The sequence below is a fragment of the Parabacteroides chongii genome, assembly GCF_029581355.1.
Taxonomy (GTDB): Bacteria; Bacteroidota; Bacteroidia; order Bacteroidales; family Tannerellaceae; genus Parabacteroides; species Parabacteroides chongii.
Map to the genome: position 1 here is coordinate 2,945,783 of NZ_CP120849.1, position 12,739 is coordinate 2,958,521.

The 12,739-nt window shown below is 44.7% G+C and carries 10 protein-coding genes; 6 read left to right on the plus strand and 4 right to left on the minus strand.

Features of this window, described 5'->3' with window-relative positions; translation table 11 throughout:
- Positions 1–13: 13 nt before the first annotated feature.
- From P3L47_RS10830 to P3L47_RS10840, 3 genes are read left to right on the plus strand one after another with little or no spacing between them, the layout of a single operon-like run.
- A complete protein-coding gene (locus P3L47_RS10830) occupies positions 14–649 on the plus strand; it encodes a corrinoid protein (protein WP_075556200.1) in 636 nt (211 codons plus the stop codon).
- Between the two features lie 4 nt (positions 650–653).
- Positions 654–1,334 (plus strand): vitamin B12 dependent-methionine synthase activation domain-containing protein, encoded by a 681-nt coding sequence (locus P3L47_RS10835; protein WP_277783635.1) that lies wholly within the window; start codon positions 654–656, stop codon positions 1,332–1,334.
- Positions 1,334–2,341 carry a uroporphyrinogen decarboxylase family protein gene (locus P3L47_RS10840; RefSeq protein ID WP_277783636.1) on the plus strand — a complete coding sequence of 336 codons (1,008 nt, stop codon included), beginning with the start codon at positions 1,334–1,336 and terminating at the stop codon, positions 2,339–2,341. The genes P3L47_RS10835 and P3L47_RS10840 overlap by 1 nt, the downstream gene beginning before the upstream one ends.
- A 66-nt stretch (positions 2,342–2,407) precedes the next feature.
- Here the strand turns inward: P3L47_RS10840 and P3L47_RS10845 are convergent, their stop codons facing one another.
- The 4 genes from P3L47_RS10845 to P3L47_RS10860 all read right to left on the minus strand — a co-directional run bounded on the left by P3L47_RS10845 (position 2,408) and on the right by P3L47_RS10860 (position 6,038).
- Positions 2,408–4,597, minus strand: coding sequence for a glutamine synthetase III family protein (locus P3L47_RS10845; RefSeq protein WP_277783637.1), 2,190 nt, complete (start codon positions 4,595–4,597; stop codon positions 2,408–2,410).
- Positions 4,598–4,783: 186 nt separating this feature from the next.
- The gene (locus P3L47_RS10850; RefSeq protein WP_122360937.1) at positions 4,784–4,963 is read right to left on the minus strand and encodes a hypothetical protein; all 180 of its coding nucleotides are present in this window, start codon (positions 4,961–4,963) and stop codon (positions 4,784–4,786) included.
- Positions 4,964–5,316: 353 nt separating this feature from the next.
- Positions 5,317–5,721 carry a HEPN domain-containing protein gene (locus P3L47_RS10855; RefSeq protein ID WP_277783638.1) on the minus strand — a complete coding sequence of 135 codons (405 nt, stop codon included), beginning with the start codon at positions 5,719–5,721 and terminating at the stop codon, positions 5,317–5,319.
- Complete coding sequence (locus P3L47_RS10860; protein ID WP_277783639.1) at positions 5,718–6,038, minus strand: nucleotidyltransferase domain-containing protein; 321 nt, start codon at positions 6,036–6,038, stop codon at positions 5,718–5,720. The genes P3L47_RS10855 and P3L47_RS10860 overlap by 4 nt, the downstream gene beginning before the upstream one ends.
- A 524-nt stretch (positions 6,039–6,562) precedes the next feature.
- Here P3L47_RS10860 and P3L47_RS10865 point away from each other — a divergent pair.
- The 3 genes from P3L47_RS10865 (at position 6,563) to P3L47_RS10875 (ending at position 12,540) form a co-directional block, all read left to right on the plus strand.
- Positions 6,563–9,607, plus strand: a complete 3,045-nt coding sequence (locus tag P3L47_RS10865; protein WP_277783640.1) for a DUF6383 domain-containing protein — start codon at positions 6,563–6,565, stop codon at positions 9,605–9,607.
- Positions 9,608–9,877: 270 nt separating this feature from the next.
- A complete protein-coding gene (locus P3L47_RS10870; RefSeq protein ID WP_277783641.1) occupies positions 9,878–10,312 on the plus strand; it encodes a hypothetical protein in 435 nt (144 codons plus the stop codon).
- A 116-nt stretch (positions 10,313–10,428) separates the two neighbouring features.
- Positions 10,429–12,540: a VapE domain-containing protein gene (locus P3L47_RS10875; RefSeq protein ID WP_277783642.1), complete on the plus strand. Its 2,112-nt coding sequence runs from the start codon at positions 10,429–10,431 to the stop codon at positions 12,538–12,540.
- Positions 12,541–12,739: the final 199 nt, after the last annotated feature.

A 12,739-nucleotide genomic window follows, 5' to 3' on the forward strand; every position in this document is an offset into this window, starting at 1 on the left:
AGAAGAATAAGTTATGGCAGATTTAGATAAATTGTATGAAGCTATTTTGACAGGAAAACTGAATGTAGCCAAGGAGGTAACCAACGAGGCTATCGCAGAGAATATCGACCCGCATTTGATCATTAATAACTATATGTCGCGGGCCATGGAAGACATCGGTAAACGTTTTGAGGAAGGAAAAGCCTTTGTCCCTGAACTATTAATGGCAGCTCGTGCCATGAAAGGTGCGCTCGACCTGCTGAAACCGCAAATGAAAGGTGCTGCTTCCCATAGTTTGGGAAAAGTGGTGATAGGAACGGTGAAAGGTGATTTGCATGATATCGGAAAGAACCTGGTAGCTTCCATGCTCGAAGGTTGCGGATTCGAGGTGATCAACCTGGGTACCGATATTTCTTCGGAAAAGTTCATCAATGCTTTGAAAGAAAACCAGGCTCAGATACTTTGCCTTTCAGCGCTGTTGACTACGACGATGAACTATATGCAGGAGGTTATCAAAGCCCTGGAAGAAAACGGTCTTCGTAGTCAGGTGAAAGTCATGGTAGGCGGTGCACCGGTTTCTGAATCCTTTGCCCGTCAGATCGGAGCAGACGGTTATAGCGACAATGCCAATGCCGCCGTAACGCTTGCTAAATCCTTATTATCCGCCTGATCGTATGCAGGAGTACGAGTTGGATTTCGGTCAGCTGTCCCTGACGCCACACGAGTTGTTCGTGGAGATGGGATACAGCAAGACGCAACAACCGGAAGAACCTGTGGAGACATTAGTTGTCTCCATGCTGGAAGATATATCCTCTTGGGTAAAGCCGCGTTGTACATTCGGTCTGTTTGGCGGACAGATAGAAGGTGAGGAGGTCGTAATAAACGGCGGTGAACGCTTGCAGGTAGGGGCTACCATCGCTACCCTAATGAAGAGCTCTCAACGTTTTGTTCTTTTTGCGGCCACGGCTGGTGCTGCTTTTCAAGCTTATCAAGATCGTTTGAAGGCGGAAGGCGATATTCTGAAATGTTTTATAGCCGATGTAATCGGAAGTTGCATTGCCGAAAAGGCCGGAGATTACATGGAGCGATTACTCGAAAAAGAGCTGGGCGGCGAACGGCATACCAACCGTATGAGTCCGGGTTATTGCGGTTGGCATCTGTCCGGTCAGAAGACCCTCTTCCGGTTGATGGGCGAGCATCCTTGCGGCATCAGTTTGTCTGAGGTTTGTTTGATGACGCCGATTAAGTCTATCAGTGGCGTGATCGGTATCGGACCTGAAGTGGATGAGAAAAAGTATGGTTGTCAGTTTTGTGAGTTAGAAACCTGTTATAAACGAAAAAGATTGAAGAAATAATGGAAATACAGAAATGGTTACAGGAAACAATGAGCCGGCAGGAGAGAAGGGCCGTTCCTATCATGACGCATCCCGGTATCGAACTATGCGGTAAAACAGTGAAAGATGCAGTTACCAGCGGTGAAGTACATGCAGAGGCTATCTGCCGGTTGAACGAGCAATATCCGGCGGCAGCCCCGACGGTCATCATGGATTTGACGGTAGAGGCCGAAGCTTTCGGGGCGAAAGTAGTTTTTCCGGAAGATGAAGTACCCAGTGTAACGGAACCGTTGGTATCCGACAAAGAGTCCATAGATAATTTGCAGATCCCCTCGCTGGATGCCGGACGTGTGCCTGAATACCTGAAAGCAAACCGCCTGACGGCTGAGCGGGTAAAGGATAAACCTGTCTTTGCCGGTTGTATCGGTCCGTTTTCGTTGGCAGGACGTTTGTTCGGTTTGTCCGAATTGATGATTGCCCTGTATGTGGAACCGGAGAATATAGCCGTCTTGCTCGAAAAGTGCACCCGTTTTCTGATCGACTATACCCGTGCGATCAAACAGACAGGCGTTCACGGTGTGATCATGGCGGAACCGGCGGCAGGTCTGATCTCTAACGAAGATTGTATCTTGTATTCGACGGATTATGTCCGTCAGATCGTGGATGCGGTGCAGGATGAAAACTTTATGGTGATCCTGCATAACTGCGGAAACTCCGGGCATTGTACGGAAGCCATGGTTCAGTCGGGAGCTGTCGGGCTTCATTTCGGCAATAAGATAGATATGGCAGATGCGTTGGCTAACTGTCCGGAAGACCGGTTGGTTATGGGTAACCTGGACCCGGTCGGACTTTTCAAACAGGCATCTTCTGAACAAGTATATGCAGAGACGATGACTCTCTTAAAGAATACCAGCCAATGGAAGAATTTCGTTTTATCGACAGGTTGTGATGTCCCCCCTCATATTCCCTCTGAGAATATCGAGGCGTTTTATCAGGCACTTAATGATTTTAACAACCGATCAGTGTAAAAAAAGAATGTCCTGTGTAAGCTCTTTACACAGGACATTGTATTTAGAATCGTACTTATCTGTTTCTTACCGGATAAACAACAGTTCCCTGTATTTCGGCAACGGCCACATTTGGTTATCCACCATCAGTTCCAGTTCGTCGATATGCTCGCGGATGTCGTCCAGGAACGGAACTACCGTATCATGATAAGCGATCGCCTTGCTGCGGAGGTCGGTGATGACGTTTGCCTTCTTACGGGCTTCGATCATTTCGTCCGTCATGCGTGTTACGGCATTCACGTGTTTGGAAATCTTACGTACCAGGCGGCGCGGTTCGGCTGACAAGTCTTCGTATTCATCCGGACTGAATGTCTCTTTCAGCTTGGTGATATTGCTGAGCAGCAAAGACTGGTAATGCAATACGACCGGAATAATATGGTTCATCGACAGGTCACCCAATACACGGGCTTCGATCTGTACTTTCTTAATATAGATTTCCCATTTTACTTCGTTACGGGCTTCCAGCTCCTTTTCATTCAATACGCCTGTTTCCTTGAACATACGGATCACTTCCGGTTTCAGGTAAGCATCGTATTGCAGTGGAACGCTGTTTTCGCAATCCAGTCCGCGGCGGGCAGCTTCTTCCTTCCATTCGTCGCAGTAACCATTACCGTCGAAACGGATCGGTTTGGATTCTTTGATATATGCTTTCAGTGTTTCGAAGATAGCCACTTCCTTACTCTTTCCGGCAGCCTGAAGTGCTTCTACATCTTTCTTGAACTGTTGAAGCTGATGAGCGACTGCCGAGTTAACAGCCAGCATAGCCGAGCCACAGTTCACGGAAGAACCCGGTGCACGGAACTCGAAACGGTTTCCGGTGAAAGCAAACGGAGAGGTACGGTTGCGGTCGGTATTATCCAGTAGCAATTCCGGTATCTGTCCGAAACCCAGGCTCAGACGTTTCTTGTCGTCTACCTCGATCGCATCTTCGATCGAACTGTTCTCGAATTTATCCAGTACTTCGCTGATCTGCGTTCCCAGGAAAGAAGAGATAATAGCAGGAGGCGCTTCATTGGCTCCCAGGCGGTGTGCGTTGGTAGCAGAAGCGATACTTGCTTTCAGTAAGGCATTATATTTATAAACGGCCATCAGCGTATTAACCACGAACGTGATAAAACGCAGGTTGTCTTCGCGGTCTTTACCCGGCGAAAACAGATTGATACCCGTATCGGTCCCCATTGACCAGTTGCAATGCTTACCCGAACCGTTCACACCCATAAAAGGCTTTTCGTGAAGCAGTACGCGGAAATTATGACGGCGTGAAACACGTTTCATGACCGACATCAACAGCTGGTTATGGTCGTTTGCCAGGTTACATTCTTCATAGATCGGAGCCAACTCGAACTGGTTCGGGGCAACCTCGTTATGACGGGTCTTCACCGGGATACCCAGCTTGTAACATTCCACTTCCAGGTCTTTCATAAATTCCTGTACGCGTGAAGGGATGGCACCGAAATAATGGTCGTCCAACTGCTGGTTCTTGGCACTTTCGTGTCCGAGCAGCGTACGTTCTGTCAGCGACAGGTCGGGACGGGCCGAATACAATTCTTCGTCTACCAGGAAATATTCCTGTTCCCAGCCCAGGTAAGTGATCACTTTATGAACATCTTCGTTGAAGTAGTTGCAGACCTCTTTGGCTGCTTTGTTCAGAGCTTCAACCGAGCGGATAAGCGGTGTCTTGTAGTCGAGTGCTTCACCGGTATAAGCGATAAAGACAGTCGGGATACACAAGGTGTCGTCTACAATAAATGCGGGAGAGGAGGGGTCCCAGGCAGAATATCCGCGGGCTTCGAATGTGTTGCGCAGTCCGCCGTTGGGGAAGCTGGATGCGTCCGGTTCCTGTTGGGCGAGCAGTTTACCGCTGAATTCTTCGATCATACCGCCATTGCCGTCGTGTTCTACAAAAGCGTCGTGCTTTTCGGCTGTTCCGTCGGTAAGCGGTTGGAACCAGTGTGTGTAATGGGTTACTCCTTTTTCCAGTGCCCACATACGCATACCGGCAGCTACATGGTTGGCTATTTCCCGGTCGATAGGTGTTCCATTATCAATGGCGTGGGTCAGGGCTTTGTACGTTTCCTTGGAGAGATACTTTTGCATCGCCTTGCGGTTAAATACGTTCTCGCCATAGTACTCGGATACTTTCTGTTTGGGAGTGATGGCTTCTACGGCCTTACGGTTGGAAGCTTTCTCCACTGCATTAAAGCGTGAGATTGACATACGGATTATTTTTTTGTTTTACCGGCTGCAAAGATACGGGCAAATCTTGGTTTATGCTTTCATTGGGTAGTTAAAAAGAAACAAAGCCCATCCGACTTGGGATGAGCTTCGATTATCCTTTTTTAGAGTGCAGTATGTTAGGACTGAGCTAACAAGGGCACTATTATGGAGCAAAAGTAGGGTATTCTATTTTTTCTCGTTACAATCTTCTTCGGAGTCTTTTTTCCCCCATTTATGCCTTGCCCAAAAATATACAATAGACAAGCAAGCCACTAGAAAAAGCTGAATTATAAGTCTATCGTCCATTTTGTTTCTTTTATCAATAAAATATTTGCCAAGCTCCTTCAGCATGTCTTCGTTCTTCATACAAATTTAGATTATTATGTGTATATATCAAAGGTTATTCACTAAATTCTTTTGCATCTTAGCATAAATACATTGTTTTTCTTTCGAAAAGCGAAGAAATGATTTTTTACATGCTTCAATTCTATATCCAATAGTGAAGCAATAATACTGGGAAGGATTAATACACTTATTCATAGTATAAAAGTTTTGAGTTACCGAACATCAAGTAACAATGCAAATATAAAGATTAGTTTTCATTTCCTAAATTATTCGACTTTTTATTTTCAAGAAATCAACGCAAATTATTCTTTTATTGGGTGTTCAGAATGGCTTTTTGAATGTAAAAAATGCGATTATTCCCGTTTCTCTTGATTTTATGGAAGTTCTATTAGTGAAGCGATTTTGTCGATAAAACATTTTGTCGGTTCCATTATCGGCTGGACATCTTCTTCTGAGAAATCAAACAAATCGTTGTAGTCTCCTTTCGAGCGCCAGTTTAATAATTTAGCGTATATTTTAAATTCTTCTATCGAAATAATGCCAGGGCGTACTATTTGTTCGGAAAACTGCCCTATAACTCCGGAATGGGATTTTGCAGATATACGTTTATACAATAAGAGGGCGGAAGCCGAATAAAAGCAAGCATAATATAAACGATTGATAACAGAGTTCCATTGTTGTGCTTCATAAAGAATGTGAGCTGCATGGTAAACTTCCTGTGCCTTCTCTAGCCTATAACGAATATAGGCAGTCATATTTTCTTCCCTCTCATTATTCATAATTGTATTGCCTCTGATTGAACACTGTTATAGAATGGAGTTACGGAATGGCGTGTGTGCCAGTCTTTCAGTCCATAGGCGAATAATTGTATAGCCTGTCCCGTTTTGACCATTAAGTCGCATATATGGTCGATGAATAGACTTTCTTCCTTGACGGACAATTTCTCTTTGGATGAAAGGACAAGTATATCCCAATCGGAATCTTCCCGTGCGTTGCCTTTGGCACGGGAACCATATAACCAAACTTGTGCCGTAGGCTCGACTTCCAACACATTCTCTTTTATTTGGCTTAACATGGATTGATAATCGACTTTCATAAATCCTCCTTTTATGCAAAGATATAAATATTTATTCTTTATCCAATATTTGGTGTTCAGAATGGCTTTTTGAATGTAAAAAATGCGATTATTCCCGTTTCTCTTGATTTTATTCTTCCAGGTAACTAATTAAATTAATGTACACACGCGTACATTATATAAGGATATGTTTTATTTTAATGATTGTTTTTGGGAGCGTATAATGCTGTGTAGACTTTGAATATTATATATTGGAAGGCTGAAAATGAGTGACTAATTTTAACGTCCCTTTTTTCTCGTCAGCAAAATTACAACATTCTTTCTAACCGCCAATCTTTTTCCGAATAATTTTTCTTTTCCTATATCCTTTCTTATCAATTGGATAGCAAAGTTAGTACGAAATACTCGCTTTAGAAAACGAATTCCCAAAAAGTGACGAGAAAAAAGGGACGTTTAAACTAGTCATTTAACAATTGACAACATTAAGACGCTTCTTCAGAATAGGACTTTTAATAACACTATTATTAATATTAAATTTATTGATTATGAACAAAAAGTTTTCTACTTTATTAGCTGGCTTGGCGTTGGTTTCATCGGTTGCCTCTGCTGCGGTGAATTCTGACATTAAGTTGCAAGTGGGACCTAATGACGGTTTGTACCAGATTGCAAAGGGCGATAGTGTTTTGGCTATCGATGCTGCTGGTAACTTCGTATTTAAGGAAAGTGCTACTGTAGCTGCAGCAGATTTGGCTTCTACATTGTGGTGTGTGAATATTGATGCCCAGAGTCAAGGACAAAATCCCAAATTCGATTTTACCAATAAAAAGGAAGGTCGTCTATTGGAAGTATTTATGGATGAAGCATTGAAAGATCTGGCTGAAGAAACTGCATCTTCACCTTTGGTTGTGAATGATGAAGCAGATGTTAATGGTTGGGCTTTCTCCTCTACTTATGCTGAGGGTATTGAAGAAGACAAACCTTTATATTCTTATTTTACTGCAGATTCTGTGATCGCATTGGAACAAGTTGGTGATGATCTCGTAGCTATGAAATATGGTGCGGACAAAGTTGGTGATATTGCAGCGAAGTATACTTTGAAGAAACCGTCTCGTATAATTCTGAATGCTGCAGCATTGAATACTATGTTAGGTTTAAATGCAAATGGAACATCATTCAAATTGACTTTTGAGCAGACGGCTAATCCTAATGTATTTGCAAATGAGTTGACTGCAGTGAAAGATACACTTGTGGATTATGTGATTGTTGCAAACAAGTCAACAGGTAAATATTTACGTGTAGATAGTGCCTATAATAATACAACTGGCGTTAAGTTTGTGATGTTGACAGATACAACTAAAGCAGCTACTTATCTTGCTGACGAAGCTGCAAGCCAAGGAAATAAGTATGCATTCAAATTCGAATATGCGCCGGCATCCGATAGCGTATTTATCACAGTTGCAGGAGCTCGTCTTGTAAAAGAAGATGGCAAAAGCTGGGCTGATTCTTATGAGTCTACAAACCGTGATAGCTTACATGTATATGTTCAGGATTTGGTAAGCTCAAAAGTGTTGACAGTTGGTACTGACTCTGTTTCTACTTATATTAAATTAGGATTTGGCACTTGTGGTGAAGCTCCTACTTCTACTAAGACTACTGTTCCCAGTGATTTGTATGTGATTAAGAGTACAGATGGTAAATATTTGGCAGCTCCGATCCATGGCGATTCTACTGTTCAGTGGGTTACATTGGAAAAGAATGTGAATGTTTGGACAATGCCATCATTCCAGTGGGTTGTTGAAAAACAAAGAAAAGATTCGAACACTTCAAAGATTACTATTACTAACCGTGAATTTGGTACGGCAATAAAGTACTTTACAAATGTTCAACTGGATACGGATGAAGCTTCTTATGCTGAACTGACAGATGACAAGACTGTCTCTAAGACTGTAAATGTGGCTGGTTTCATTGCTGCAACATCTGAAATTAAACAGGATAGCTTGCTGGGTTATAAATATTTGGATACACAGGATCTGATGGTTACTCGTTACAAGTTCCGTTATTTGCATGAACTTTCTGATGAATATTTTGCTGGTGTAAATACGGAGGAAAACGATTCTATTTTGTATGTCGGTGCTAAATCTGCATTTTCTCTGGCTCAGAAAGGTACAGATGAAGTATATGGTTATACATCATCTGCAGTTACTGACTTGAAACCACTGTATCGTAAAGTCTATACATTGAAGATCCGTAATGCTAAACTTATCTTTGGTGCTAAAGCTGACAGTGTAGTTTTGGATAAAGAAGGTCGTTTTGCTGTTTCTGAGAAAGTTGCTCCGGTAACATTCTTAATGAAAGCCAATAACGAGAAAGCGATCGACGATGTTGAGACATTGTTTTATGCATTCATTAAAACTGGTGCAGATACGACTAAAGTCGGTACAGATGACAACAATTTATGGATGAAGAATCAGATCATGACGGAATCTCGTACTTCAGCTTTCTCTGTAGAAGTAGACGACGCTCCTTTGTACAGGAGATTTAATACAACCAAAGAAGGTGAGATCGCTTCTGATGATCCTGATACAGTGAAGTTCTTCCGTGTAAACAATTCTGCAGACATGTTGTTTGAAGATGCTCACAGCGTATATTCTGAAGGTAAAGAAATTAATTTCTTGGGTATTAATAATAACATTCAGTATCCGGATGCGAAACGTGCTATCTATGTAGATACTGCTTATGTAAAGCGTGGTACAGGTTATATCAAACCTCAATATATGCTGGCTGTAGGTGTACATGTTGTTCCGGGTGTTGATCCTGTTCCATGTCCGTTAGAACATAATCACGGATTCGATCAGAATGGTAATCCTCTTGATAAATGGACTTGTTCACATGCAACTCCAGGTACTGATGGTTACGTAAGAGGTCGCTATCTGATCAACGCCGTTGATTCTGCTAAGGTTGACGGAAACTATTTGGATGCTATACGTGATGCTGATTATATTTGGAACAATCAGGTTCGTCTGGCATTTGTAGAAGCTATCCATAAAGAAGATACCTTGTATATTCTGAATGGTGAGGAATCGGCTTTAGCAGATCCTGTAGACTTCTCTACATTGAAAGCGACAAAAGTTCGTTTGGATAATAACCTTCATAAGAACGTAGTATTCTCTTTCCGTCTGTTGGAAGAAGGTTCTGATAACTTCTTGATCGAATCGGCAGAAACTGATAATAATATGATCGCTCCGATGCAGGGTGGTTGGGTGAAGATCCAGAACGGTGTTCCTGTAATTTCCTATGCAGCATTTGCTGATGCGGCTAATGAGGCAGAAATCTTTAACGTAGAAAAGACTGCTGAAAATCCGACAGCCAATGAGCCTGCTATCTCTGCAGAGACAGTTTCTGTAACAGCTGTTTCGGGTGCTGTTGTTGTGAAAAACGCAGCAGGCAAGAAAGTTGCTATCAGTAACCTTCTCGGTCAGACAATTGCTAACACAGTGATTTCTTCCAGTGAAGCAACTATTGCGGTTCCTGCAGGTGTTGTATTTGTTGCAGTAGAAGGCGAAGCAGCTGTAAAAGCAATCGTAAAATAAGTAATTATTAAAATCAAATAATTCTAAATTGTTTACCGCGCGGTTCATATTGCATGCAACGCACAAAGAACCAATTAGCCTGTGACAGGCGAACAAGCGGTAGATATTAATACTAAAGTAATGAAATAAAGTTCTTCTGTTCGATCTCTGTGAAGAGCAAAGACAGACAAAAACAAGCCCCGACGGTTCATTCCGCCGGGGCTTCGTTGTTAGAAAATATTGAACCTACTTTTGGCTTGAATTTTTGGTTACTTTTCTTTCAAGAGAAAAGTGACATTCAATTCTTATAAAACAAACAAATATGAAAAAAAACTGGACGCCGCACTACTGACAAACGCGGCACAAGATTTCAGGAACCAGTGTGAACAACTGGAAAGCGTATTGAATGAAGTGAAGAAAAGCGACAACTATATGTGTCGGCTTTTGAAAAACGCTATGTGGAACGAAGATATGGTCGTGGAAGAAACGATCGTTTTCAATGGAACCGGCACTGAGTTCGTCGAGCTGATCGGCCCCTTGCTGATGAGCGGGAAATGGACTGTCAACGACAAACATGCCGTGAAAGCTTTCCTCCGCTCGCTTTATTCCGTCTTTCAGATATGCTATGATTCGAAGAAAGAGCCGCTGACACTCGGATCACTCGAAAATCTGGTACGGAATTATATGGATGAACACCGTGAAAGTCGTTCACACTTAGGTTATTAATTCCTTATTTTTCAAGCCGCCTATTGTTTCCCTAAAATAGTGTAAAACAATAGGCGGCCTTCTTTTTACTTCTTACATTGAGCATTTGTTAATCAACCTCTTTAATACAATTTATTATGCTGAAAGTAACACAGTTTGCCCGGTTCAAGCGCAATGAAGGAGATGTAAACCTGATCGATGTCCTGCAGGATATCCGTAGCGGGAAGTATGCCACCAAAGTCAACCAAATCCGTGTGTATATGGATAAGGGCAACCCCGATGCTGCCGAGACACTGAAGAAAGAGCTGCCTGCCGTCACCCTCTCGGCTACCTATGCGGGGCAGCGACTGGCTAAGTGTATCACTGCTTACAACCCGCTGGTGATTCTCGATTTCGATGAATTGAAGAAAGAAGATCTTGCCCGCTTGCTGGAAACGGCACGCCAGGCTGTCTATACGGTGGCCTGCTGGATCAGTCCGCGCGGACACGGAATCAAGATCATCGCTTATCCGGCTGTCCGCATGGAGCGCAGCCTGAAGAACCATAAGGCGGTCTACACCCTAGTGAAGGATTGGTATGAAAACCTGCTGGGTATCGGGGCGGATGCGTCGGGGAGCGACATCGGGCGTCTGTGCCTGTTGTCGTACGATCCGACGTTGTATATCTCTCCCCGTTTCGAACCCTGGCTGAAAGGAGAAAGCGGCGAGCCGGAAGGGATTGCTCCCATCGAGCCGCCGGTCGATCCGAAAGCGGCGCGCCTGCTCGCTTCTGCCCGCAAGAAGACCACCCGTAAGTATGCCTACGACAAAGGCAACCGTAACAATTATGTCCATCTTTTTGCCAGCCATTGCAACCGCCTGGGCATTAACCGGGCCGATGTGGTGAATTATGCCGCGAAAGCTTTTGCCGATCTCCCGGCGGATGAACGTGCAGCGGTTATCGACAGCGCCTATGCGCACGATGAACAGCATGCCACCGCTTTTTTGCAGACCGGCAGGAGAGGAGCGAGTTATGTGGTGCAGATACAGGAACATTTGTCCGCTCACTATGATCTGCGCCGCAATGTGGTGCGCCGTTTGGTGGAGTGTAGACCGAAGGGTACGGATGAGTCGTTTACGCCGGTCAACGACTATTGGGAAAACTCCGTCTGGTGTGCCTTGCAGAAGGAGGGCGTATTGTGCAGTGTCTCCGAGCTGCGGTCGGTGATCCATTCCGATTTCAGTCCGCAGTATGATCCGTTCTGTTCTTATTTCGATCAGTTGCCTGCCTGGGACAGACAGACCGATCCGATCGGGGCATTGGCGGCTACTGTCTGCACGACCCGCCCGGCGTATTGGGAGAAATGCCTGCGAAAATGGCTGGTTGCCCTCGTTGCCTGTGCCTGCGACGAGCGGTTGGAGAATCATACGGTTTTGATGGTGAGCGGTGCGCAGGGGTTGGGCAAGACCACCTGGCTGCGTAACCTGGTGCCTCCCCGGTTGCGGCAGTATGTCTATTCGGGCAACCTCGACCCGACGGCCAAGGATTCGTCGTTGATGATGAGCGACTGTTTCCTGATCATCCTCGACGAGCTGTCGGGGCAGAGCCGCACGGAGCTGAACCAGTTGAAGGCGTTGATCACGAAAAATAGCGTGTACGAACGCCGTCCCTATGCCCGTAATGCCGAGACCTATGTGCGTCGTGCCTCCTTTGCCGCTACTGTCAACGACAGCGAGGTGCTGACCGACCGCACCGGATCGCGCCGTTTCCTCTGTTTCGAGGCCACGCGCATCGACTATACCCTGCCGGTCGACCATACCGCCGTTTATGCGCAGGCGCTGGCTTTGTTTCGCGAAGGTTTCTGTTTTTGGTTTGCCAATGCGGATATTGCGGAGATCAACAGTAACAACGAACCTTTCCAGCTGGTCAGCCCGGAGCTGGAGCTGCTTTATACCTATTACCGTAAGCCGGTACGCTTCGAGATGCCGTTGTTGCTCTCCTGTAGCGAACTGGTCACCCGTATTGCCGAGCGGACACGTTTTCCGGTGACTGCTTCCGGTATAAATATCATGGGAAAAATGTTAAAAAGAGAAGGTTTCGAGTGGGTGAAGAAGCATGGCAAGCAACTTTACAGGGTGATCGAGCTGACTTCCGAACAGGTGGAGGCCCGACGTAAAGGGTTCGGTTACGATCCGTCGGAAAATCCGGAAGACACAGATAAAGAGAAAGATATAGGAGACGATCAGACCGATCCGAAACTACCATTCTGAAAGCTGGGGGTAGGATGGGGCAGGCAAAAGATGTTTTCCGAAACTTTTTTAGCCTGTTCCTTTTGTTCCCTCTCTCCCGAAACCGCAAGGAATAAAAGGAACGGGTCGGAAAAGGTTCCCGGAGAGGGCTTTTAGGCTGCCTTATCCTGCCTTTTTCATCGCTGCCCTGCTTTTTGATATATATTTCTTTTCGGTGGCT

Excerpts from the sequence above, each read along its gene's own strand:
- P3L47_RS10865 (WP_277783640.1), top strand. The coding sequence starts at position 6,563 with ATGAACAAAAAGTTTTCTACTTTATTAGCTGGCTTGGCGTTGGTTTCA.
- P3L47_RS10850 (WP_122360937.1), bottom strand. The coding sequence starts at position 4,963 with ATGAAGAACGAAGACATGCTGAAGGAGCTTGGCAAATATTTTATTGAT.
- P3L47_RS10845 (WP_277783637.1), bottom strand. The coding sequence starts at position 4,597 with ATGTCAATCTCACGCTTTAATGCAGTGGAGAAAGCTTCCAACCGTAAG.
- P3L47_RS10875 (WP_277783642.1), top strand. The coding sequence starts at position 10,429 with ATGCTGAAAGTAACACAGTTTGCCCGGTTCAAGCGCAATGAAGGAGAT.
- P3L47_RS10855 (WP_277783638.1), bottom strand. The coding sequence starts at position 5,721 with ATGAATAATGAGAGGGAAGAAAATATGACTGCCTATATTCGTTATAGG.
- P3L47_RS10835 (WP_277783635.1), top strand. The coding sequence starts at position 654 with ATGCAGGAGTACGAGTTGGATTTCGGTCAGCTGTCCCTGACGCCACAC.
- P3L47_RS10830 (WP_075556200.1), top strand. The coding sequence starts at position 14 with ATGGCAGATTTAGATAAATTGTATGAAGCTATTTTGACAGGAAAACTG.
- P3L47_RS10840 (WP_277783636.1), top strand. The coding sequence starts at position 1,334 with ATGGAAATACAGAAATGGTTACAGGAAACAATGAGCCGGCAGGAGAGA.
- P3L47_RS10860 (WP_277783639.1), bottom strand. The coding sequence starts at position 6,038 with ATGAAAGTCGATTATCAATCCATGTTAAGCCAAATAAAAGAGAATGTG.